22 protein-coding genes are annotated in these 25,102 nt (G+C 36.3%); 16 read left to right on the forward strand and 6 right to left on the reverse strand.

Going from position 1 to position 25,102, the window contains the following annotated elements; genetic code table 11:
- Positions 1–126: 126 nt before the first annotated feature.
- Entirely contained in the window at positions 127–897 is a 771-nt protein-coding gene (locus L0B53_RS13780) for a hypothetical protein (protein ID WP_235060181.1), read from the forward strand.
- Between the two features lie 90 nt (positions 898–987).
- Here the strand turns inward: L0B53_RS13780 and pncB are convergent, their stop codons facing one another.
- Positions 988–2,148, reverse strand: coding sequence for a nicotinate phosphoribosyltransferase (gene pncB, locus L0B53_RS13785; RefSeq protein ID WP_409202810.1), 1,161 nt, complete (start codon positions 2,146–2,148; stop codon positions 988–990).
- A 270-nt stretch (positions 2,149–2,418) separates the two neighbouring features.
- On the opposite strand from pncB, the gene pepN reads away from it, so the two are divergent.
- From pepN to L0B53_RS13835, 10 genes are all read left to right on the forward strand, one after another.
- Positions 2,419–5,040, forward strand: a complete 2,622-nt coding sequence (pepN, locus tag L0B53_RS13790) for an aminopeptidase N (RefSeq protein WP_235060182.1) — start codon at positions 2,419–2,421, stop codon at positions 5,038–5,040.
- Between the two features lie 96 nt (positions 5,041–5,136).
- A complete protein-coding gene (pyrD, locus tag L0B53_RS13795) occupies positions 5,137–6,147 on the forward strand; it encodes a quinone-dependent dihydroorotate dehydrogenase (RefSeq protein ID WP_235060183.1) in 1,011 nt (336 codons plus the stop codon).
- Between the two features lie 185 nt (positions 6,148–6,332).
- Positions 6,333–6,872 (forward strand): cell division protein ZapC, encoded by a 540-nt coding sequence (locus tag L0B53_RS13800; protein WP_235060184.1) that lies wholly within the window; start codon positions 6,333–6,335, stop codon positions 6,870–6,872.
- A gap of 166 nt (positions 6,873–7,038) precedes the next feature.
- Positions 7,039–9,159 carry a bifunctional 23S rRNA (guanine(2069)-N(7))-methyltransferase RlmK/23S rRNA (guanine(2445)-N(2))-methyltransferase RlmL gene (rlmKL, locus tag L0B53_RS13805; protein WP_235060185.1) on the forward strand — a complete coding sequence of 707 codons (2,121 nt, stop codon included), beginning with the start codon at positions 7,039–7,041 and terminating at the stop codon, positions 9,157–9,159.
- Between the two features lie 11 nt (positions 9,160–9,170).
- Complete coding sequence (locus L0B53_RS13810) at positions 9,171–9,449, forward strand: glutaredoxin family protein (RefSeq protein WP_235060186.1); 279 nt, start codon at positions 9,171–9,173, stop codon at positions 9,447–9,449.
- Positions 9,430–11,349 (forward strand): ABC transporter ATP-binding protein, encoded by a 1,920-nt coding sequence (locus L0B53_RS13815; protein ID WP_235060187.1) that lies wholly within the window; start codon positions 9,430–9,432, stop codon positions 11,347–11,349. Before L0B53_RS13810 ends, L0B53_RS13815 begins: the two co-directional genes overlap by 20 nt.
- 7 nt (positions 11,350–11,356) lie before the next feature.
- Entirely contained in the window at positions 11,357–13,360 is a 2,004-nt protein-coding gene (locus L0B53_RS13820) for a DUF3466 family protein (RefSeq protein WP_235060188.1), read from the forward strand.
- A 165-nt stretch (positions 13,361–13,525) separates the two neighbouring features.
- Positions 13,526–14,140 (forward strand): DedA family protein, encoded by a 615-nt coding sequence (locus L0B53_RS13825; protein ID WP_235060189.1) that lies wholly within the window; start codon positions 13,526–13,528, stop codon positions 14,138–14,140.
- Between the two features lie 229 nt (positions 14,141–14,369).
- Positions 14,370–14,747, forward strand: coding sequence for a hypothetical protein (locus L0B53_RS13830; protein ID WP_235060190.1), 378 nt, complete (start codon positions 14,370–14,372; stop codon positions 14,745–14,747).
- Positions 14,748–14,791: 44 nt separating this feature from the next.
- On the forward strand, positions 14,792–16,054 hold the full coding sequence (locus L0B53_RS13835; RefSeq protein ID WP_235060191.1) for an NADH:ubiquinone reductase (Na(+)-transporting) subunit B: 1,263 nt from the start codon (positions 14,792–14,794) through the stop codon (positions 16,052–16,054).
- 50 nt (positions 16,055–16,104) lie between these two features.
- Here the strand turns inward: L0B53_RS13835 and L0B53_RS13840 are convergent, their stop codons facing one another.
- From L0B53_RS13840 to L0B53_RS13850, 3 genes are all read right to left on the reverse strand, one after another.
- Entirely contained in the window at positions 16,105–17,514 is a 1,410-nt protein-coding gene (locus L0B53_RS13840) for a PLP-dependent aminotransferase family protein (protein ID WP_235060192.1), read from the reverse strand.
- A gap of 251 nt (positions 17,515–17,765) precedes the next feature.
- Positions 17,766–18,278 carry a bifunctional 3-hydroxydecanoyl-ACP dehydratase/trans-2-decenoyl-ACP isomerase gene (fabA, locus tag L0B53_RS13845; protein ID WP_235060193.1) on the reverse strand — a complete coding sequence of 171 codons (513 nt, stop codon included), beginning with the start codon at positions 18,276–18,278 and terminating at the stop codon, positions 17,766–17,768.
- 57 nt (positions 18,279–18,335) lie between these two features.
- Positions 18,336–19,976, reverse strand: a complete 1,641-nt coding sequence (locus L0B53_RS13850; protein WP_235060194.1) for a Lon protease family protein — start codon at positions 19,974–19,976, stop codon at positions 18,336–18,338.
- A 184-nt stretch (positions 19,977–20,160) separates the two neighbouring features.
- Between L0B53_RS13850 and matP the strand changes: the two genes are divergently transcribed.
- The 4 genes from matP (at position 20,161) to L0B53_RS13870 (ending at position 22,054) form a co-directional block, all read left to right on the forward strand.
- Positions 20,161–20,580: a macrodomain Ter protein MatP gene (matP, locus tag L0B53_RS13855; RefSeq protein WP_235060195.1), complete on the forward strand. Its 420-nt coding sequence runs from the start codon at positions 20,161–20,163 to the stop codon at positions 20,578–20,580.
- A 13-nt stretch (positions 20,581–20,593) separates the two neighbouring features.
- Positions 20,594–20,908 (forward strand): DUF3634 family protein, encoded by a 315-nt coding sequence (locus L0B53_RS13860; protein WP_235060196.1) that lies wholly within the window; start codon positions 20,594–20,596, stop codon positions 20,906–20,908.
- Between the two features lie 421 nt (positions 20,909–21,329).
- Positions 21,330–21,686: a hypothetical protein gene (locus tag L0B53_RS13865; protein WP_235060197.1), complete on the forward strand. Its 357-nt coding sequence runs from the start codon at positions 21,330–21,332 to the stop codon at positions 21,684–21,686.
- Positions 21,683–22,054, forward strand: a complete 372-nt coding sequence (locus L0B53_RS13870; RefSeq protein ID WP_235060198.1) for a site-specific integrase — start codon at positions 21,683–21,685, stop codon at positions 22,052–22,054. Before L0B53_RS13865 ends, L0B53_RS13870 begins: the two co-directional genes overlap by 4 nt.
- Before the next feature lie 68 nt (positions 22,055–22,122).
- Here the strand turns inward: L0B53_RS13870 and L0B53_RS13875 are convergent, their stop codons facing one another.
- Together L0B53_RS13875 and L0B53_RS13880 are read right to left on the reverse strand one after the other, a co-directional pair.
- On the reverse strand, positions 22,123–22,353 hold the full coding sequence (locus L0B53_RS13875; RefSeq protein WP_235060199.1) for a hypothetical protein: 231 nt from the start codon (positions 22,351–22,353) through the stop codon (positions 22,123–22,125).
- Between the two features lie 479 nt (positions 22,354–22,832).
- On the reverse strand, positions 22,833–23,423 hold the full coding sequence (locus tag L0B53_RS13880) for a hypothetical protein (protein ID WP_235060200.1): 591 nt from the start codon (positions 23,421–23,423) through the stop codon (positions 22,833–22,835).
- A 239-nt stretch (positions 23,424–23,662) separates the two neighbouring features.
- Between L0B53_RS13880 and ccoN the strand changes: the two genes are divergently transcribed.
- Positions 23,663–25,093: a cytochrome-c oxidase, cbb3-type subunit I gene (gene ccoN, locus L0B53_RS13885; protein ID WP_235060201.1), complete on the forward strand. Its 1,431-nt coding sequence runs from the start codon at positions 23,663–23,665 to the stop codon at positions 25,091–25,093.
- Positions 25,094–25,102: the final 9 nt, after the last annotated feature.

A 25,102-nucleotide genomic window follows, 5' to 3' on the forward strand; every position in this document is an offset into this window, starting at 1 on the left:
ATTTGCCGATTAAATGAGTAATAAGGATATTTTTTAACCTGTTTGTGTGATCAATGTCTATTTTTTTATTAAATGTCGACTAAATTTAATTATATGACGGTATGAAAATTAGATTAGGTAGTCGATATGAAAAAGTTAGATAATTCACGTCTTTCAAGGTTAACCTTTACACCGGTGAAGTTAATCTTAGTTGTTGTCGCATTATTGCTTTCAACATTAATACAAGCTAATGAGATGAAAACTAATCAAACACGTAAGTCGGTGAGTCATGAGGTTTTCTTATCGGAAACCAAGAAACAACCCGATCTGACTCAGTTTGATTACCCTTTCTTAATTGGTGATTGGTATTGGTTTGCTCCTCAAGATAAATCCATCAATCATAAAGGTACAGATTATAAAGCGATAAGTTTAAAGTTTAATTCTGACTATCACTATTATGGTCGATTACTAACTTCAAATAATATCGTTGAGCGTTGGCAGGGTATTTATCGTATTGATGATGACATGATTACCTTTATTCGCCAAGGATCAGATAACAAACAGCAATATCAATATCGTATCAATCATAACAAGATCCAACTTGGCAAAGCAGTATTCACCAAAGTGGTACCTAAAGAGCTCAGTGGCCAATGGTATTCGGCGACAATTAAAAGTGAAGAGCAAGAATACGAGCAGATAAATCTAAATTTAGGCAATAACTTTATATTTTCAGTTGAAGTTATTGGAGAAAATGGCAAAAAGGTAATGCATGAAGGTGTCTATTTTTATGAGGATGAGCAGCTAGTGATGCTCTATAAAGGTGGACAACAATTACACCATTTTACGATTGAAAATAATCAGCTAAATATTTCGAACTTAAGTAAAGATATCTCTGTGGTGATGACACGTCAGCAATAAAATCAATATTAATGCTTCTTTAAAACAATAAAAGAGAAAACAATTATCAGTTGTTTTCTCTTTTTTATCGATAAAGCTTTTATTGACTATCTAGCTCTGCAAACCAAAAGCCTGCTTTAACTGTTTAATGTAATGAGCATCTGTACAGTGAATTTTACCGGGCTCGTCTGAAATTTTAGCAACAGATTGACCATCGCACTCAGTTAACTTCAATACAATATTTAATGGTGAAACCCCAGGTATATCGCAAGTAAGATGAGTCCCTATACCAAATGCAGTTTGAATCTTTCCTGTGAAGTAGGTATTAAGCTTTTCTGCTTTTGCTAGTGTTAAACCATCAGAAAACATCAGCATCTTATCTTTTGCCTCAATACCTAAGGTTTGATAATGTCTTAACGCTTTATCACCCCACTGAAAGGGATCGCCTGAGTCATGACGTAAACCGGTAAATTTCTCCGCTAATGGTTTTGAAAAATCCTGTAAGAAACTATCCATATTGATGCAGTCAGTCAGCGCGACCAATAGAGAATCAGGGTATTCTTTTAGCCATGCTTCTAATGCTTCAACTTGAAAATCGACCAGTTTTTCTGATATCTGCTGGTGCGCTTGGAACCACTCGTGAGCTTGAGTACCAAAAGGTTTCAAATGATGCTTCATTGCCAATGCGTAATTCGAGGTGCCTAAGAATCCTGGATAGTGGGAGACTAACTCTTCTACGATAGTATTTTGCACCGCTTTCGAATAACGACGTCGTGTACCAAACTCAATCAAATTAAGGTGTTGTTCTTGTTGATGAGTCAACTTCGATTGCAGTTGTTGTTTTGCACTATCAAGATGATCGTTTTCAGTTTGATGAAATAATTCTGAGATAATGGCCAATAATGGGACTTCCCACAAAATAACATCTAACCAACTCCCTTCGATGGTAATAAAGAGCTGATGGCCTTGCACTGATACATTGACAAGTTCTGGATTAAAGCGAAAAGTGGAGAGATAGAGAAGATAATCGGCTTTAAAGTAGTCTAACTGCGATAAATAATTAAACTCATCGTCAGATAGCTGTATATGTGCCATAAATTCGATCTGTTCGATCAGCTGATGATATAAGTGAGTTAAATTTTGTGTACCTCGAGATTTAAACTCGGCTTTTACTTGTGTGTTTGGATAAAGATGAAACACGGCTTGCTGCATATGTAGTTTGTATGCATCGGTATCAAGTAGAGAGGTGATTATAGAGATTTGCTTATTCACGAATATGTTTTGATTCTTAAAAGTCTATTTATTTGATCTATTTTACCTTAAAAATTCATTTGGTGTTAGATTTTGCATTAAATTATCGAATAAAAAGTAAAAACTAGAGTTGCAGATTTGATTAAAATAACTTGATATTATGTTATTTATCAAAAGTTAGATACACTTTACTTAATATCAAAAAAGCTTAGTATTAAGCGAATTAAGACTTTATTAATATTCTATTAATGCGATTAATCGAACCTCTCTATTGTAAAGAAGGACTTTAGAATGACAGACGTAACGACTGCAGCTCCACAAGCTAAATACCGTAAAGATTACCTCCCACCTGTATATACCATTAGCGATATCGATTTGGATTTTGATCTTTACGATAACGACACAAGGGTGATTGCAACTTCTAAAGTTCAATGCTTGGGTGATAATAGCAAGCCATTGGTCTTGATTGGTGAAGATCAACAGATTGTTAAAGTGGAAGTGGATGGTCAAGTTTGGACAGATTACCATTATGCGGGTAATGAATTAACGATTAATGCCGTTCCTGTTCAATTTGAGCTGAAAATAGAGACAATTATTGATCCAAAAAATAACACCTCATTAGATGGTTTATATAAATCGGGTGATGCATTTTGTACTCAATGTGAGGCAGAAGGCTTCCGTCGTATTACTTTCTATTTAGACAGACCTGATGTGCTCGCAAAATTTACCACTAAAGTGACGGCAGATAAAACGGCTTATCCATTTTTATTAAGTAATGGCAACCCGATTGCAAAAGGTGATGTTGCTGGTGGGCGTCACTTTGTTCAATGGCAAGACCCATATCCAAAGCCAAGCTACCTATTTGCACTAGTTGCAGGCGATTTTGATCTACTTAAAGATAGTTTTACAACGGTCAGTGGGCGTGAAGTTGCACTTGAAATCTTTGTCGACAAAGGAAACTTAGATCGTGCTGAACATGCGATGACCTCGCTGAAAAACTCCATGAAGTGGGATGAAGAGCGATTTGGCTTAGAGTACGATCTCGATATTTATATGATCGTCGCGGTAGATTTCTTTAATATGGGAGCGATGGAGAATAAAGGGTTGAATGTCTTTAACTCTAAGTATGTGTTAGCGAATTCTCAAACGGCGACAGACACCGATTATTTAGGGATTGAAGCGGTAATCGGTCATGAATACTTCCATAACTGGACGGGTAATCGTGTCACTTGTCGTGATTGGTTCCAATTGAGTTTGAAAGAAGGTTTAACGGTTTTCCGTGATCAAGAGTTCTCTTCAGACTTAGGTTCTCGTGCCGTTAATCGAATCAATAATGTTCGTATTGTTCGTGGTGCGCAGTTTGCCGAAGATGCGAGTCCTATGTCTCATCCTATTCGTCCTGAAAAAGTCATCCAGATGAATAATTTCTACACATTAACGGTCTATGAGAAAGGCAGTGAAGTGATTCGTATGATGCATACCCTTCTGGGAGAGACGAACTTCCAAAAAGGAATGAAGTTATACTTTGAGCGTCATGACGGTACAGCAGCAACCTGCGATGACTTTGTTGCTGCAATGGAAGATGCGTCAGGAATTGATTTAACTAAATTCCGTGGTTGGTATAGTCAATCGGGTACACCAAATGTCTCTTTAACCAGTGATTATCATGCAGAGACTAAGCAATTTAGTTTAACCGCAACTCAAAAAACAGCCGCTACAGCGGATCAAGCTGAAAAGCATTCTTTACATATTCCACTAGATATTGAACTTTATTATCAAGATGGTTCGATTGTTGAACTGATGTCTGAGGGTGAAGCGGTTCATCATGTCTTGAACTTAACAGAAGAGTCTCAAACATTTGTATTTGATAATGTTGAGACAAAACCTGTTATTTCTCTATTTAGAGAGTTCTCTGCACCAGTGACTTTCGATTACCCTTATAGCGATGAGGAGTTAAGTTTCTTAATGGTTCATGCTTCTAATGAGTTTGCTCGTTGGGATGCAGGTCAAATGCTATTGGCTAAATATATCAAACAAAATGTTGCAGCAATTCAAGCAGGGAGTGACTGCCAACTTCCAGATTCAGTTGTTGATGCTTTCCGTGGTGTTCTATTAAATAAAGATTTAGATCCTGCATTAATTGCAGAAGTCCTTTCTCTGCCAAGTGAGAATGAGATTGCTGGTTGGTTTGATACTGTTGATGTTGATGCGATTTCTACTGCTCGTGGTTATATTCGTCAAGTCTTTGCAACAGAAATGGCAGATGAGTTTGCTGCACTTTATCGCAGTCTTGCTCAAGAACGTTATGATATTGATCATGCTGCGATGGCAAGCCGTTCGTTACGTAATTTAGCATTAAGTTATCTATCATTAACCGATAATGGTAACAAACTTGTTGAAGCGCATTTTAATCAAGCGACTAATATGACCGATACGATGGCGGCAATGTCTGCGGCAAATAGTGCATCTTTAGTTTGTCGTGAATCGTTAATGACCCAATTTAGTGATAAGTGGCAACATGATGGTTTGGTGATGGATAAGTGGTTTATCTTACAAGGTACAAACCCTGCATCAGATAGTTTAGCCAACGTTCGTCAACAGATGTCTCATCCGGCATTTGATATTACCAATCCAAATAGAACACGTAACTTGGTGGCTAGCTTCTGTTCTAATAATCCAGTGTATTTTCATGCTAAAGATGGCTCAGGTTATCAATTCTTAGTGGAAATTATGGAGATCTTGAATAAAAGTAATCCACAATTGGCGTCACGTTTACTTGATCCACTATTGAAGTATCGTCGATATGATCAAGCCCGTCAGCAATTGATGCGTAATGAACTTGAAAAATTAGCTAATATGCAGGATCTCGCTGCTGATCTGTTTGAAAAAGTCAATAAAGCATTAAATGTTTAATTATCAGGTTAATAGTTCGATTAATCGGTTGATGTTTTAAACGTTTCCATGAATAATACAGCCCCGTTTATGCGGGGTTTTTTTATAGGAGGTTCAATGCTTTACCGTATTGCAAGAGAAGCGATTTTTCAATTAGATCCAGAAAAAGCACATGATTTAACTATCAAAAGCTTATCGAAATTTACGGGGACACCCCTAGATCTGTTTTATCGTCAAAATTTACCCTCTAAACCTGTTACGGTGATGGGATTGAATTTTGATAATCCGGTGGGGTTAGCGGCAGGATTGGATAAAGATGCTGAATGTATTGATGCATTTGGAGCGATGGGGTTTGGTTTTGTAGAAGTTGGAACCGTCACACCTAAACCACAAAGTGGTAATGATAAACCTCGTCTATTTCGCGTGCTTGAAGCGGAAGGTATTATTAATCGAATGGGATTTAATAATAAAGGGGTAGATAACCTGGTTGAAAATGTGAAGAAGAGTCAGTATAAAGGCATTCTTGGCATTAATATCGGCAAAAATAAAGACACACCCGTTGAACAAGGTAAAGACGATTACCTTATTTGTATGGATAAAGTGTATCCTTATGCCGGTTATATCGCAGCAAATATCTCATCACCAAACACACCTGGACTACGTTCTTTACAATATGGTGAAGCGTTAGATGAGTTATTATCAGCACTAAAAGAACGTCAAGAAAAACTAGCAGAAAAACATAATAAATACGTGCCATTAGCACTTAAAATTGCACCTGATCTCGATGATAATGAGTTAAGTCAGATTGCTGAAAGCTTATTACGCCATAAGATTGATGGTGTGATTGCGACCAATACCACGCTAGATCGTTCTTTGGTTGACCAACTTCAATATGGTACTGAAGCTGGTGGGTTAAGTGGAAACCCACTTGTTAACCGTTCAACCGTTATTATTCGCAAACTCCATGAACAGCTGAAAGGTGAGATTCCAATCATTGGTGTTGGCGGAATTGATAGTTATGTTTCAGCGAAAGAGAAAATGTTAGCAGGTGCATCGTTGGTACAAGTCTATTCTGGCTTTATCTATCAAGGACCTAAGTTAGTTAAGAATATCGTTAATAATATTTAAAATAGATTATTATTTTAAAACGATGTTTATGGTTAATTTATTGAATGTAAAAGACTTTAAAAATCTTCACTTCAATTATTTAAAAAAAATAGAGGAGCGGGTTCGCTCTTTTATTTTATAATTTCAATTTTTGTACTAAAGTTAATATAGAGTTGAAAATAAATTTAATATTAATTGGGTGGGTAATGTTAAAACCAAATAATGATTGGGAATGGTATTATGAGTCAGAGTGCAATTCATTACTGCTAGATCTAGGTAATGAGTATGTGTTTCGTGTCTCGATCCCGATGAAAAACTTGGTGCCGACTGCTAAAGAGTCTAGCTCATTTTCTGTCAATGATGCGGCGACGTTTCAAATATTTAATGAAAGTTTAAAAGATCTAGATATTGTAGATAATCGTGGCCCCGAAGTTTTGTTAAATGCTATCGCAGCGGTTCGATACCACAAGCCCTTAATGCCAAAAAGTTGGTTTTTCACTGACTCTGGTGTTGATTTTTCTCCTCAACAGGGAGAAGTTGTTACTATGTGTAATGATCTTAATTGTGGTCGTTTTCTTATTTTAGAAAACAGCGGTGCAGCAAGTTTATGTATCTGTATTGAAGCTTCTTTTGAGCTCAGTGAAAGTAAGACATTACATTTTTGTGAGACAATCAAAGTAATGAATGATCGTATGTCTCAATATCAGCAACAGTCTCATGCCAATAACTACGCATTAGTTGGTTAACCCCCTTCAAAAATAGTATTCCCCGCCTTAGTTGTATTTGTTAACTTACTGTAATTATTGTACTTTTCTTAATGTTTCGATAAAGTTTAGATTTTTATCTTCTTATTAAAGGAATGCGTCTCTTTTTGCGTTATAATTGAGGCAATTTTCATTTAAAAAGAATGCCATGAATCATTATTTAGCTATCTGTGCTCGCGGTCTTGAAAACCTTCTAGCCGAAGAACTTACTCAACTTGGTGTTGAGTCTCCAAAATTAATGCATGCTGGGGTTAAATTCTCCGCTGATGCTGCAACAGCAATGCGTTGTTGTCTCTGGAGTCGAACGGCTTCTCGCTTTATCCATATTTTAGGTGAATTTGCTGTTCGTGATGACCTTGATCTTTATTTAGGTGCAACAGCGATCTCTTGGTTTAACTATTTTGATTCAGACACTAAAATCGTGGTTGATTTTAATGGTACCAATAAAGAAATCCGTAACAGTCAATATGGCGCATTAAAAGTAAAAGATGCCATTGTTGATCGTTTCAATAAAGCGGGTTTAGAACGTCCAAACATTGATAAAGACTCTCCGGATCTTCGTATTCACATGCGTTTATTTGGTGAAAAAGGTATTTTAGGTTTAGACATGGTCGGCAGTGGTCTACATCAACGTAGCTACCGAACTGATGCTGGTCTTGCTCCTTTACGTGAAAACTTAGCAGCAGCACTGGTTATGCGTAGTGGGTGGAAAGAGCCTCAATCTATGTTAGATCCAATGTGTGGTTCAGGAACCTTATTGATTGAAGCTGCGCTTATGGCGGCGGATGTTGCACCTGGTTTGAAACGTCACCGTTGGGGTTTTGAAGCAATCAAAGGCTTTGATAATGAGCAGTGGTTAGAAATCGTTTCTGCCGCCAAAGTTAAAGCTCGTAAAGGTATTGCTCGTTGTGAAACGCGTTTTTGGGGCTTTGATTCAGATAGCCGTGTTCTAAGAACCGCTAAAGATAATGCCAAACGTGCTGGTGTTGAGAGTTTAATTACTTTTGCTGTTGGAGATGCTGCGCGTATTTCTCGTCCTGAAGGCTTTGATGCCGGCGTTATTTTATCAAACCCGCCCTACGGTGAACGCTTAGGTACAACCCCTTCGCTTATTGCTCTTTACAGTGAGTTTGGTCATCGACTTAAAACTGAATTCAGTGGTTGCCAAGCTTCAATCTATTCAGGTTCAGATGAATTATTAAGCTGTTTACGCATGCGTGCAGAAAAACAGTACAAAATTAATAATGGTGCCTTAGCTTGTACGCTAAAGAACTACCAAATTACAGGTGCTGGCGCGGCAGAGAAAACAGAAGCCGGTGATGCAAATGTTGCTCCTGATTTTGCAAACCGCCTTAAAAAGAACATAACTAAGTTAGATAAGTGGGCAAAACAGCAAGGTATCGATTGTTACCGTATTTATGATGCAGATTTACCAAATTATAATGCGGCGGTTGATCGTTACAAAGATTATATTATTATTCAAGAATATGCTGCACCTAAGTCTGTGCCTGAAGATAAAGCGCGTCGTCGTTTAATGGATCTGATGCGTGCAACGATGCAAGTTACCGGTGTTGATAGCAACCATGTTGTTATGAAGGTACGTGAAAAACAAAAAGGCACGAATCAGTATAACAAACTGAGTGATGCAGAAAGATACATGGAAGTTAGCGAATATGGCGTTAACCTAGAAGTGAATCTTTTTGATTATCTTGATACGGGTTTATTTCTTGATCACCGCTTAACACGTAAAAAAATAGGCGAGTTAGCGGCAAGTCGTGATTTCTTGAATTTATTTGCTTATACCGGTTCTGCAACAGTGCATGCTGCGGTGGGTGGCGCACGAACGACAACAACGGTTGATATGTCAAAAACGTATCTATCTTGGGCTGAAAGAAACATGAAGCTCAATGGGAAAGTAGGGCGTCAGCATCAGTATATCCAAGCAGATTGTTTGAAATGGCTAAAAGAAGCGAAACAACAATACGACTTAATATTTATCGATCCGCCGACATTCTCTAACTCAAAGAGAATGGAAGGGACTTTTGATATCCAACGCGACCACCAGTACTTAATGAAGAATCTAAAACGTCTTCTTCGTGAAAATGGCACTATCGTTTTCTCGAATAATAAGCGTGGTTTTAAAATGGATTTAGAGGCGATTGAAGAATTAGGTTTACATGCTGTGAATATTTCAGCTAAAACCTTACCACAAGATTTTGCTCGTAATAAACAAATCCATAACTGTTGGATTATTACTCATAAAAAATAGAGATATGTAATTTGAAACTTGCTTTATACAGCACGGATGGCTGTCACCTTTGTGAGCAAGCATATTCACTCATCGAGCAGGCAGGAATTGCTTCGCTCGTTGAGGTTATTGATATTGCTTTTGATGATGAACTGTTTTCTCGTTACGGCGTCACAATTCCTGTGGTGGCTTACTTCCCTGATAATCAACAGCAAACATCTTTTACTCACTCACAAAATGAACTTGGGTGGCCTTTTGACTATCCGCAACTTATACAATGGTTAAATTCTCATGGCATTATTAACAATTAGTAACGCGCAACTCGCGTATGGTGACCATCCTTTACTTGATAAAGCTGAATTTATCCTTCAGCCAGGTGAAAGAGTCTGTTTAGTTGGACGAAATGGCGCTGGAAAATCAACCTTAATGAAGGTTATTTCTGGCGATGTCACACTTGATGATGGAACGATTCAATTCCAGCAAGATATTAAAGTTTCTCGTTTAGAACAAGATCCACCCAAAAATGCTGAAGGGACTGTTTTTGATTTTGTCGCTCAAGGTTTGCAAGAAGTCGGTGAAACGCTAAAAGAGTATCACCATTTATTAGAGTTAATTACCAATGATCCTTCAGACAAAAACTTTAATCGTTTAGCTCGAGTACAAGATAAGCTTGATCACTCGGATGGTTGGCAACTTGAAACGAGAATTGAACAGGTTTTAGGTAGCCTTCAATTAGATGGTGATACAAAGCTAACCGAACTATCAGGTGGTTGGCAACGTAAAGCGGCTCTTGCTCGTGCGCTTGCTTGTAACCCTGATATTTTATTACTTGATGAGCCAACCAACCACTTGGATGTTGCTGCGATTGAATGGTTAGAAAAATTCTTACTCGATTTTTCTGGTTCTATCGTCTTTATTTCTCATGACCGTGCGTTTATTCAATCGATGGCAACACGCATTATTGATCTTGACCGTGGTAACTTGACATCTTGGCCAGGTATTTATACCGCTTATCTTGAAGGCAAAGAAGAAGCCTTACGTGTTGAAGATGAGCAGAACGCACTGTTTGATAAGCGTCTAGCTCAAGAAGAAGCGTGGATTCGCGAAGGAATAAAAGCTCGTCGAACGCGTAATGAAGGGCGAGTTCGCGCACTGAAGAAACTGCGAGTTGAACGTTCTGAGCGTCAAAATGTTGTCGGTAAAGCTAATATGCAAGTCGATGATGGCGCGCGTTCAGGAAAAATTGTCTTTGATGCTGAAAATGTGACTTATCACATCGAAGACAAAAAATTGATCAGTAATTTTGATTTTACTATCATGCGTGGTGATCGGATTGCACTTATCGGCCCTAATGGGTGTGGCAAAAGTACATTGCTCAAACTGATGCTTGACCAATTACAACCACAAGATGGTAACATCCATTGTGGAACCAAGCTGGAAGTGGCTTATTTTGACCAATACCGTGAAAAGTTAGATCCAGAAAAAACCGTCATGGATAACTTGGCGGAAGGTAAAACTGAGGTTGAAGTCGGGGGCAAAAAACGTCATGTTATGGGGTACCTACAAGATTTCCTTTTTCACCCGAAGCGTGCGCGTGTTCCAGTAAAAGCATTGTCAGGTGGTGAGAAAAACCGTCTACTTTTAGCTAAACTTTTTCTTAAAACCAATAATTTATTAATTCTTGATGAACCGACCAATGATTTAGATATCGAGACATTGGAACTTTTGGAAGAATTACTTGCCAACTATAAGGGCACTTTACTATTGGTGAGTCACGACCGTCAATTTGTTGATAATACAGTGACTAACAGTTGGATTTTTGAGGGTAATGGTGTTATTGATAAATACGTGGGTGGTTATCATGATGCACAACATCAACGCGCGAATGTGATTGCTTCACGTGCGGCTTATGCACCAAAAGTAGACACTAAACCCAAAATTGAAGAGCCGATTAAAAAAGATCCTAAGCCAGTTACTAAGAAAAAATTAAGCTATAAACATCAACGTGAATTGGAAACATTACCTATAACGATTGATGAGTTAGAGACGTTAATCGAAACGTTACAACTACAGATTAATGACCCAGATTTCTTTGGTCGTCCAAGCAGTGAAACAGAAGATGTTTTACAAAAGTTATCGACGGCTGAAAATGATTTAGATATCGCCTTCGAACGTTGGGAAGAACTAGAAGCGATGCAAAAGGATGGATAAAAGCCAGATGAAAAAAAATATTTTTAAACTTTCTGCATTAACAGTTTTAGTGGCTGGGGCTTTACCTGCTCAGGCTGCACTTTATAAAGTTGTGGAGGTTAATCCTTCTTCGAGTGACACGAGTATCAATACATATGGTCAAGGAATTGGTCCCTCTGCTATTTCTACTAGCTGTTTTGCCGATGGTGCAAATTGTGGCGACGCTGATGATACATCAGTTGTTGGTCAAACTCTATCCGCAGACCCAGGAATGGATTTACAAGATACTTTCCCATTCCTTTATGATTTTGATTACACAATCAATAGTGAATCTGACTTCCGAAGCGTTTGTTATACCTTACATGATTGGGATAGTGACCTTTGTGATGATTGGGCAAATCGTAAATATTATGGTGTTTTAGATAACGGTAATGCAGCTGACTCTGGTGATTTTGATGATGGAACAGCAACCATTGGTGGTTATGTTAAATATTATCAAGCTTGGGTTAATGGGTACCAATCTCTTGGTAATGCCTTATTAGATAGTGATATATCAATTTCTCCTTTTGCAAATGGTAGTGCAGTCGATGGCAATAATCCAACTGGTGTAGCAATTACTAACTCTAATGAGTCAATTTTGAATGCTACAAATGGAACCTATTCGGTTGGTACAGGTAGCTCGGCTTATTTTGACTCTGGAAGCGTTAATGCAAGAGCATTTGCTAAACGTGGTTTTGTGACTGATTCTGACGGTGCTGTTATTTCAGAATTGTTACCTGATCAAGCGGCAACTGATGGAACAAATATCACTGGTCAATCAACCGCAAATACAGTCGTAAATGATGGTACTGACACTTATGTATTCGGCTCTGCATCAGTTACACTTTTTGATACTACTGATGGTGATAAGTTAGATAGTAATGATTCGGATCGAGGTATAAATATCCAAGATGGTAGTAATTTATCTTACTGTTTAGGGGCAACCACTGGTTCGGTATATGCTTATCAAGCTTGTCAATATTTAGGGTTTGCGAACCAAGCTGCGGGTTGGAAAATTGCTGGTTCATCTAATACTTTAACGCCTTTCTTTATTGCAGATAATTGGGGGACGAATGGCTCTATTACAGGTAATAGAGATGAAGCTTCCCCACAAGCTGCAATATTAGGTGCAAATACAAGTTTAAATCTTGTTGGTTATTCCACTTATGACTGGGATGACTTAGATGGTGACGATGGCGATCGTTTCCGTGCATTCGCAACGTATTACACTTACTCTGGAGATGGAAGTACTGACTCTTGGAGCTCAACACGAATTCCAATGGATGTTGAATCTGATGGTGATCTAAAATATAACTTCTCTGTCGCTAATGATATTAATGAAGATAACGTGATTGTTGGTAGTGCACAATATTATTTAAGAGAATCTCGTGCGATTCCAGAGGTTTCATATATTTATAAAGCAGAAGATAGTAGTGTTACTTACTTTAATAATATAGATTCTTCGATCTTTTTTGATGGTTCTAGTAGTGTAGCAAAAGCGATAAATAATCGTGACCAAGTAGTGGGCTGGGTTGATGTTGACACCAATGCTGAAGTTGATGGCAAGTCACGTCGTCAACGAGGGTACATATTAAGAGCTGATTCCTTATATAATATTGATGATGGTGATAGTTCTGCATTCGGTGATAAGAAAGTCTATATGTTAGATGATCTCACCAATGGTACTGGTGCTGAATCAGATGCAAATGATTTCCGAATTGCTCAAGCTACGGATATCAACGATGCCGGTGTCATTTCTGCTTCAGCACTAAAGTGTGAAGGCGGTTACTCTGATACTTATAGCGATTCAACCTGTAGTACAACAGAAACTGTGGTTGCAGTTAAGTTGATTCCTATTTCTGATTCAGGGAACAGAGATATTGAACCTCGTGGTAAATCACCACAGACAACTGAACGTTCTGGTGCTTCATTGGGTTGGTTAGGTTTGATCTCATTAATGGGTTTATTTGGCTTTAGACGTCGAATTAAATAATAAATCTAATTTTAATAGATTCTTAATAAAGGCATAGTTATCAACACTATGCCTTCTTTTAATTCAGTTAATGCACTATAACTTCTAGGGTGGTTGACAATGCTACATTAGAAAAGAGGTATACACTGATATATAATTAAAAAAAACTCTTTAATGGTAAAATTAATGGAAGCAATACAACATATAATCAATGAGCTTTCACCACTGCTACAACAATATGGATATTTCATTCTAGCACTCGCTATTGCTATCGAAGGGATCGGGATACCGGCACCCGGACAATCTTTATTAATTGTTGCAAGCCTTTTAGCATCACAAGGAACAATGTCATTAACTAATGTTTTGTTAGTGAGCGGGGTAAGTAGTGTCGTTGGCAATACCTGTGGTTATTTCTTAGGCAAAAAATTTGGTCACTTCTTTATTCGTAAAAAATGGTTAAAGCCAAAGACTTTAAATAAAATTCATTCATTTATTGATAAATATGGTTTACTTGCTCTGATATTAAGCCGATTTATTGAAGGTGTTAAACAGTTTATTTGTTTAGGTTGTGGTGTCGCACAAATGCCATTCAGATACTTTTTTATTGGAAATGTATTGGCGGTTTCAATTTGGTTATTCTGTTTTAGTTGGGCACCTGCTTATTTTTACGGTGAAATTGGTCATATCATCAACTTTTATCATACCTATCAAACAGAGTTTTGGGTTGCTGGCTGTTCTTTGCTTGCAATTATCATCTTGCTTTTTGCATTAAAGATTAGAAAAAAGAACTTTAAATCGTAGCGTTATACAAACTAAAAAAAGAGGTAAAAGTCCTAATTCTTTTACCTCTTTTTTTATAAATCTGTTATGTGTTTTTTGTTATCAACTGTATCTGTTTTTTTTTAATCAGTTTATTAAAATACTTTTATATATTCATCATACGTAATCCAATATTCGTTTTTCATCTTCACTCATTTACTATTAACTCCTAATGATATGTCCTCATAATAAGATATTATCGGAGGAAATTATGAAAAGCTTAACTGGTAGAGTAAAAAAATTAACGCATCAAATAGACTTAAATGGCTTTGTTGTCACGACTTTTAAAATATTAAATACAACAGTCAAAGTTAGTCTAAAAGACAAATCTGAAATAGAAGAAAACGATGAAATCACCGTAGCCGGTGAGGAACGTAATAAAATATTTTTTGCTCGTGCATTGCGCAATATTTCTAAGAATAATACCAATGTTGACGATACTACCACGAGCTGGTTGACCGCAGTTTCATTCCTAGTCATTGGAATTTTATTATTGCCTAATTTTGTTGGATTTATTTTGATATTTGCTTCGTTAGTTTTCTTCGACCAAATTTATCTTCTCCATAAAGCTTTACGTTTACTCAGTTAAATTTACATAGTTATTAATCTTTTATCGACTTAGTGGGGTCTATTATGAGCTTAAAAAATTATTTAGAAAAACATGAGCACAACTTTGAACCTGGTGGAAAATATGAAAGATGGTTTTCACTCTATGAAGCTGTCGCTACTTTACTTTATACACCAGGAACAGTAACTAATAAAGGTTCTCATGTTCGTGATAGTATTGATCTTAAACGAATCATGATCATGGTTTGGTTTGCAGTCTTTCCTGCCATGTTTTGGGGGATGTATAATGTTGGCCATCAATCCATTGAAGCGTTACACTTCACTTATGACTCTAATGAATTACAACGTATTGTTTCTAGTAATTGGCATTATGAGTTGTTATCGACCTTAGGTTTATCACTTGAATCTAGTTCTGGTGTTTTAAGTAAAATAGTACTGGGTGCCAGTTATTTTTTACCTATCTATCTGACTGTTTTTATTGTCGGAGGATTTTGGGAAGTACTCTTTAGTATTGTTCGAAAACATGAAATAAATGAAGGTTTTTTTGTTACTTCCATCCTTTTTGCACTCATACTCCCAGCAACAATTCCTCTGTGGCAAGCAGCTTTGGGCATTAGTTTTGGTGTTGTTGTTGCTAAAGAACTATTTGGTGGGACGGGTAGAAATTTCCTTAACCCAGCACTAGCAGGACGAGCATTTTTGTATTTCGCTTATCCTGCACAAATATCAGGAGATTCAGTTTGGACCGCCGCCGATGGGTACTCCGGTGCTACAGCATTAAGTCAATGGGCTCAAGGTGGGGAAGGTCAACTGGTGCATAATGTATCTCAAAAAAATATTTCATGGCTAGATTCTTTTTTTGGAAATATACCAGGTTCAATTGGTGAAGTGTCAACAGTTGCGATATTCATTGGTGGAGCCATGATTGTTTATATGAATATTGCATCTTGGAGAATTATTTTAGGTGTATTTATTGGTATGGTAATAACTAGTCTGATTTTTAATGTGATAGGTTCAACCAGCAATGCAATGTTTAGCATGCCTTGGTATTGGCATTTAACATTAGGTGGATTTGCGTTTGGAATGTTTTTTATGGCCACAGATCCGGTTTCTGCAGCATTTACTGATAATGGTAAATGGCTATATGGCTTACTGATCGGTTTTATGTGTGTACTCATTCGAGTATTGAACCCAGCATATCCAGAAGGCATTATGCTTGCGATCCTTTTTGCTAATTTATTTGCACCTTTATTTGATTACTTTGTCGTTCAGAAAAATATTGCCCGTAGGTTAAAAAAGCAGATAAATTTCAATCAATCAATTAAGTGACATAAAAAAGATCATAAGATATATTCATAATCTACTTTTTATCCATTGGGCTATCCACTCAATGGATTTTTTTGTCTTTGAGTCATTGCAAAAGAACTATTTATCCTAATACTCATCGCGGTATTTATATCTTTATTTAACTCGTCATTACCACCTTCAAAACTATTATTGATAAACATACAGTCAGGTGCAATCGTTATATTATTTTTAAACGCCATATGATAGAGATCTAAAGAACTGACTGAACGAGGTAATGTTAACCAAATAAAATATCCACCTTTATGATCACTTATGTGAATGGAGCTCGGCATTAACTCTTTTAATAGAGAATATAAAATTGCCTTTCTATTATTTAAAGTATTTCTGAGTGTGCGCAAATGAGTCACATAGTCTTTGGTCTGTAAATAATGAGCTAAAGCCAACTGAATGGGGACACTAGTTGTAAGACTACTTAACAATTTTAATTTTTGAATTTTATATTTATGCTTTCCCGCTATAACCCAGCCAATTCTGTAGCCTGCACCTAAGGTTTTTGAAAATGATGAACATAACAATCGATTTTCATTATTTAAAAAATAGCTGATGGTTAGTGGTGGTTGATCATTAAAATAAAGTTCAGAGTAAACATCATCCTCAATCAGTGGTACTTGATGCAAGTTGAGTAAATTTGCAATCTCTTGCTTAACGTCATTACTTAATGTTAAGCCAGTTGGATTTTGCATATTCGACATAAGCCAAACTGCTTTGACTGGATATTGATTTAGATACATTTTAAGCATTTCTAAATCAAGTCCGGTTAAACTACTGACATTGACGAACAGTGGTTTCAAGCCCAAACTTTTTACCGTTTGTAATGCGCCGTAATAGGTTGGTTTCTCTAAAATAACCCAATCTTCAGCTTGCGTCACTGCTTGTAAACTTAACTTTAATGCTTCTAAAGCACCAGTTGTAATCACAATATCTTTAGGGCAAACATCTAAACCAGTAGCAGAATAACGTTGAGATATTAACCTTCTTAATTCAAGGTTACCTGGAGGTAAATTATCTGCATCACTATTAGCAGGCATATATCTAATGGCGTGGGTTAGGGATTTATTTAATTGTTGGACTGGGTATAAACTAGGATCTGGGTAAGAGTACCCTAATGAAGTGATGTTTTTATTTCTTGATGCTTGTAAAATATTAACAATAATATCGTCATTATCAAACTCTTTTAGTGGTCTATTTTCATCAGAGTTATGTCTTTTTAATGCTTTTGTTGAAACATAATAGCCAGAGCGATGAGAAGAATAAATCCAGCCTTGACTTTCTAGTAGGCGATAAGCATGCATCACTGTCATGGTACTTAAATGACAATCTTTAGCTTGTTGTCGAATTGATGGCAGTTTATCGCATGAATTCCAAACCTCAGCTTTTATTTCACGTTTAATTTTATTAACTAACTGAATATATTTTATCATAACTTTTAAAATGCCAAATAATTAACATTGTAATAATATTAGCAGGTATAACAAAAATTGGAGTTATTCGCAGGCGAAAAGTGTATGAACATAGGAGAGATATGTGCTTTTGCGAGTACTTTATGAATATGGTGATTGAATAGCTTCAAGTATGAAGGGGGGATAGATTCTTTATTTAAAAAAGCCGCCCATATGAGGCGGCTAATATTATTAACATCGTATACGAAGTTAATATTATGTTTAAACGTCAATTAGAACGAAGTGGTATCTTGGAATAGACCGACTTTTAAATCTTTTGCTACGTAGATTTCTTTACCATCAACAAGAACGCGACCATCAGCAAGACCCATAACTAATTTACGATTGATGACACGTTTCATTTGGATTTCATACGTTACTTTTTTAGCTGTTGGTAATACTTGGCCAGTAAACTTAACTTCACCTACACCGAGTGCACGACCTTTACCTTCGCCTCCAACCCAACCAAGGAAAAAGCCAACTAATTGCCACATTGCATCAAGACCTAAACAACCAGGCATAACAGGGTCACCCGGGAAGTGACAATCAAAGAACCATAAATCAGGAGTAATATCTAATTCAGCAACGATACTACCTTTACCAAAATCACCATCTGAATCACACATATGTGGAATGCGATCCATCATTAGCATATTTGGAGCTGGAAGTTGAGGGCCAGTTGGTCCAAAAAGCTCACCTTGGCTAGATTTTAATAGGTCATCTCTGTTATACGATTGTGTTTTCATTTTTTTTCTACTATTCGAAATAAGTTATGTATAGATTAGCGAACACGTGTACGCTAATCAAGTAGCTTTACGCTGGACAAACCAGTCAATAATTTTTCCTACTAATGAATGACTTACAGCATGCTCATCAAGTTGCTGAATTCGTTCTGCAATTTTATTTAATAACGAATCACCATCTGCGTCATCAAATGGTATTCCAGAAATTATCTTCAATGCTTGGTCAACTGAATTGACACTCCAAATATGAAATTGATTGTTTTTTACTGCATCTATTACATCATCACTAAGACAAAGATTAGATAAATTCGTTTCTGGGAGAATAACACCTTGAGATCCTGTCAAACCACGATATGAGCAGAGTCTAAAGAAACCTTCTACTTTTTCATTTATTCCACCCACTGCTTGAACACGGCCAAATTGATCGACTGCACCTGTCACTGCAATTTGTTGATTTAATGGTTGAATAGCAAGGGCACTGACTAATGCACAAAGTTCAGCTAAAGACGCACTATCGCCATCAACCTCACTGTAGGATTGCTCGAATACAATTGATGCTGAAAAGGGAAGTGGGTGTTCAAGTTGTAAAGCAGAGCTTAAAAAAGCCTGCATAATCATCATACCTTTAGCATGAATATTACCACCTAGCTCGGCTTTACGTTCAACGTCAGCAATATCGCCATCACCTAAATGGACCACGCAAGAAATTCGAGCTGGTTCCCCATAAGATTTAGGATGGCCAGCAATATCAATAACCGTTAGTCCATTCACTTGACCAATTTCGCTACCTTGGCAATCAATAATCACTTGCCCTTGCTCAATATCTTCACGGGTTCTATTTGCCAGGTAGCTTTCACGATAATCTTTTGCTAATGCGGCTTGTTTTATGTCACTTGCAGTAATCATCTCATGATTGGATTCAACCTTTGCTTCATTGATACGAGCTTGATACCAAACAGGGCAAAGTGGTGCACGTAACTGCTCTTCTTTATAGCGAGAAGCCGTTGCTAACAATGAAAGATAAGTAGGAATATCTTTCATTTTACCGTGACTAAGTTGTTGCGCAATTCTATCTGTATAATCACACCAAAGATTTATGTTTTGTTTATTGATTTTTATGTCATTTTCAAAATCTGAGAATATTGTCGCAAAGTGATAAAGGTCTGGCTCAATTTCGTTAAAATCAGCCAATTGATAGCGATCCCCCATCAATACTAGTTTAAATTTAGACTCAATCTTCGCTGGATGGTCAGCAAGGGCAACTTTATTATTTATAGGCCAGCCTGCAAATTGATTTGCTAAAATTAACTTCAGTTGTTGCCATTGTCTAGGATCCGCGAGTAGTGCAGCGACAGGTAAGATAATAAAACCGTTATTAATATGGTGAACAACACCTGAATTGACTGTGTGATCGTCATTATTTGCAATATAACCAAAAAGCTCTTCTTTGCTTTTATATTCACAATTAATAACTTCTTGATTGGTTCGACTTCCTAACCAATCATTCATTAAGTGGCGATAAAGTGGATGATCGATTGAATTAACCATCATTACCGATGAGCTAGGTAATGAAATGAAACGTTGAATGGCATTCTCCAATCTCGGTTGCAGATGCAGAAGATCGATTTTATTACGTAATGGTGATATATGTTCCACAAGTTCAGAAAAATCAGGAGAAAGAGATTGCCAGTTTGAATTCATTACGGACTTCTTAAATTAAAATTGAAGAACGATTATAACTTAACTTCTATCAATCAACCTATAGTTTTATACACAAAGTCATTGAGTTCAACCACAAATCACCTTATAGCAGTTGTACTTATCCATTATCATAGTTACACTGTCACTAGGTTGATGTGTTTAATAATAAACAAGAGAGTATGGAATGAAGTATCAACAACTGGATAATCTGGAAGCTGGCTGGAAGTGGCAATATTTATATAAAAAGCATCTAGCTGGTGAAAGAGTCACTCGCTATATCGACTCAAGTGAGATATCTTTCTATATTGAATCATTAATTAAAATTGAACATCAACCGACACTAGTTTTAGCTTGGATAGATCAACATTTAAATCCAGAGCTTAATAATAAACTGAAGCAAGCTATTCGAGCTAAAAGAAAACGCCACTTTAATGCAGAACAAGAACATACAAAAAAGAAATCAATAGACTTAGATTATCGAGTATGGGAACGTTTATCTGAAAAAGCCAACTCTTTAGATTCAACACTATCGGATACCATTGATTACTTATTATCTGAACTAAACCATTCTATTGATCAAGATTATGATAATGAATTAAATTAATAAAGGAGATGATATGATTTACGTAATATTATTAGCAGCCGTTTTACTTATTATATTTTTTTCAATCGACAGACCGATTGTTAAGCTAATTTTTAAAGATGGAAAATTAATTAAAGTAAAAGGAAAAATTGCAAAAGGATTTATTCATGATTGTCAGGACATTGGATTAAGAAAGCCATTTACTGGTGTGATTAAAGTTTATAAAAATAGGTTTACGACTAAATTAAACTTTAGCAAAAGTATCCCAAAAAACATTCAACAACGGATTAGAAATGCATTTCCATATCCAAGTTCAAATAATAAGAAACACAATAAAAAACGTGTTTAGGTTTTCTCTGATTTAGAGTCTAAGTCGTAAATATCCCCCTCAAGCCCGATCTCTCGATTGGGCTTTTTTGTCCCAAAATTAGACTTGGAAAAATTTGAATTGCTATCAACGACAAGTAAGTGTAAGTCTATGAGTCTAGATACTGCATTCTTATTTACCCCTTCGAAGCTAATTATTAAGTGACAGCGTCACAAGTCTAATTGTGTAAATTTAACCTATTGAATTAAGCGATCAGTATTTTTCCATCATTTTACCCGTAAAAATAACTATTTTTACGGGTAACTATTTGGATTAAAATGAGTTAAAATAGAATTAATTTGTTGAATTAAGTGTTTATCGGCTACTTTTTGAACAAATATGGTAGATTTAGTTCCAGTTGTAAATGACTGTCAAAAACAGTTAAAAAAGGGAGTTTTGAGCATTGAAAGGCGTTAAAAGAAGGATAAATCGTGTCGATCTTAATATTGATGATACCGGTGTCATTAAAAAAGAACGAAGAAAAGTCCCATCAAAGCCACCTAAAAATAGCCATATTTTAGACTCAATTCTTCTACAAGTTGAAATGAAAAATGAGATATTAAGCCTAATTTTAAAGATGCAAGCAATAACAGGATTACGTTTTAGCGATGCGTCATGGTTACGATTTGATGATGTTATTGAGGATAATCGTTATAAAGATAAGTTTATTGTTTATCAACAAAAGTTATTTAATTCAGCTTTGACAAGATTGAAAAAAAGAACCAGAATAGGGAAGAGCCTTTATCTTTGGCCAATATGAAAACCATCGCAAAAAAACGATCTTCAGTTACGATATATATTACAAAACAAGTCATCGATGTTATTGAAGAGACAAAATATTTAAATCGTAATAATGAATTTATGTTTGCTAATCATCATCACCATAGTGCTGGGTTACCAATGAATATTCGTTCTGCAAATGATATATTACGAGATGTTGGTGAGAAATTAAAACTGGATGCATTAGGAACTCACTCAATGCGCCATTATTATGCCGAATCATTAATTCGCAGTGGTGCAAATCCCGTACAAGTCAAAGATCTGTTAGGTCAACGTTCTTTAAACTCAACTCAAGTTTATCTGAGTACCCAAGATGAAGAGTTAAAGGCTTTAGTTGAGTTACTTTAGCTTACATATAATGGCTAATAGTGTTGTTTATTAATAAGAATCAGAAATACCAATCACAATGCTTTTGATTAGATAAAGTATCTAAAGTTATCGTGATACCAGTGGTTAGTTGATTTTCCACTCTGACCATGAGCTAGTCCCGAAGCAACGTTAGTTTGAAGCTTAATTAATAAACGACGAATTTGACGAGTTGATAGATTCAATAGTTTTGCAGCATCGGTTTGTTTTAATCGTTTATTGAGAACATCTTGGAGGACTTTAAACCGATTTATTTCATTATTAGACATAGTAATTAGCATCCGGTTTTTCCTCATTAATGATTAATACATTAATCATAAGAGGACATTTTAAAAATGGGCAAACCGGACATTACTAAATTGCAGTTACACAAATAATGCGTATAATGTATATTATGTTAAATACTGTGTGAGTTAAGATAACAGCTTTGTTGTCCTACTCGTCATTTATACAGTTTATCATTCAGATTTCCTCCATATTTAACATAATTTCTATTTACCATAAAATAGCTAATCTACATTAATATTTAATAGATTGAAATGATACCTTCGCTATCATTTCTACTATTCAATATCTTTGTAATTAGCTTCAATATATAAGTATTAGTTAAATAAAAAAGCATATCGACAAAGATATGCTTTCATGAAATTTATTAATACTAAAACAACGCGAGATCAAATTACTAAAGATCCTAAGTTGATAATTATATCCATTATTATAAATGATTAAATTTACGAATAATGGCTAGAATCAAAGTACATTACTTCACTTGACCATCAGCAGTAAAAACAACGTTATAATTTTTATCGTTTATTGCTATCTCCATTTTCCAGTCCATGGTTGGATGCATACAGGCTGGAACAGAAAAATTCGCAATAACTTGGTTATCTTCATTAATGGTAAACTGTAATGGAATTTTCCCCATATCCATGGAGACACCTTCAATGATTCCACCTTTTGGAACTTCCGATAAACCTGACACAACGAGTTCTACTGGTTGCATTGGTTTGACTCTTTTCGTATCAAGATGAAAGTTAATCTCATGAGTACCATTTTTTACAATACAATGCCCATCAACCATTTTACATCCATTTTTAAATTCTAAACCTGTTGTCTCTGCCATTGGCTTCATTTTATGATTTGAGTGATCCATTATTTCATTCTTATGACCATTCATATCGTTAACCCCATTATGGTTATCATGTACAACATGAGTTGTGACTTTCTCAGTTGTTACGTTGTCACCTGAGCTTGCTGTTTCAGGGCTCTTCCATATATAAAGACAGATTAAGACAATTAGCATAACAATTATTTGTATTAAACGACCTTTGGTCAATTTCTGTGCTGGCATACTTATTTCCTATACTCTCTAGTTCAAAATCTTTGAATTTTCTATGTTATTTATAACAGATTATTGCATATTTACTGTTATTTATTTGTAACCTAAAGTAAAATATTTCCCAAGGTGCTTTTTAAATTACTATAACGTATTAAATTACAAATCAATAATAAAAAAGCATTTATGATCAAAGGATTTTGATCATCAGGGAAACGTAAAGTGTAGTTGGATAACTAATAGCGGAAATAAATATGAGCCAAGAAAATCAACTTGATCAGAACTATAACCTCACCGTCGTTCGACAATTTACCTTAGTAACTGTGTTATGGGGAATTGTTGGAATGTGTGTTGGAGTCTTGATCGCCGCCCAGTTAGTATGGCCGCAACTTAACTTCGATACACCTTGGTTGACATATAGTCGTTTACGACCACTTCATACCAATGCAGTCATTTTTGCATTTGGTACAAGTGCCCTCTTTGCAACGTCTTATTATATTGTACAGAGAACATGTCAAACTAGGTTGTTCGGTGGTAAGTTAGCGTCATTTACTTTTTGGGGTTGGCAAGCAATCATTGTAGCAGCGGCTATATCGTTGCCATTAGGGTTTACCTCAGGGAAAGAGTATGCAGAGTTAGAGTGGCCTATTGATATCGCAATTGCGATTGTATGGGTATCTTATGCTATTGTCTTTTTTGGAACCTTATTCACAAGAAAGACGTCACATATCTATGTGGCAAACTGGTTCTTCGGAGCTTTCATTTTAACAGTTGCTGTTTTACATATCGGTAATAGTTTAGCTGTACCTGTATCGATGACTAAATCTTACTCCGCTTATGCTGGCGCAGTAGATGCAATGATTCAATGGTGGTACGGACATAACGCCGTTGGATTCCTATTAACAGCAGGCTTCTTGGGTATGATGTATTACTTCGTTCCTAAGCAAGCAGAACGTCCTGTCTACTCTTACCGTTTATCGGTGATCCACTTTTGGGCGTTAATCTCTCTGTATATTTGGGCTGGTCCACACCACCTTCATTATACAGCGTTGCCTGATTGGACTCAGTCTTTAGGTATGGTGATGTCGCTAGTTCTATTTGCTCCATCTTGGGGTGGTATGATTAACGGTATTATGACCTTGTCTGGAGCTTGGCATAAACTTCGTTACGATCCCATTCTTCGCTTCTTAATTGTCTCTTTATCATTCTATGGTATGTCTACCTTTGAAGGTCCGATGATGGCAATTAAAACAGTGAATGCGCTTTCTCATTATACCGATTGGACTATAGGTCACGTACATTCAGGTGCATTAGGCTGGGTAATGATGGTAACAGTGGGTTCACTTTACCACTTGATCCCTCGCCTATTTGGTCAAGAGAAAATGTACTCCACTGCCCTTGTTAACGTTCATTTCTGGTTAGCAACCATTGGTACAGTGCTTTATATCGTTGCGATGTGGATTTCGGGTGTAATGCAAGGTTTAATGTGGCGTGCAGTAAACTCTGACGGTACTTTAACTTATAGCTTTGTTGAATCATTAAATGCGTCATATCCTTTCTACTTTGTTCGCTTCCTTGGTGGGGTTATCATTGTAACGGGTATGTTCTTAATGGCTTACAACACGTATAAAACAATCACGGCTAAACAAGGTAGTTTAGTTAAAGATCGCGAACAGCTAGCATAAGGAGCATGA

Source organism: Vibrio sp. SS-MA-C1-2, from assembly GCF_021513135.1.
Taxonomy (GTDB): domain Bacteria; phylum Pseudomonadota; class Gammaproteobacteria; order Enterobacterales; family Vibrionaceae.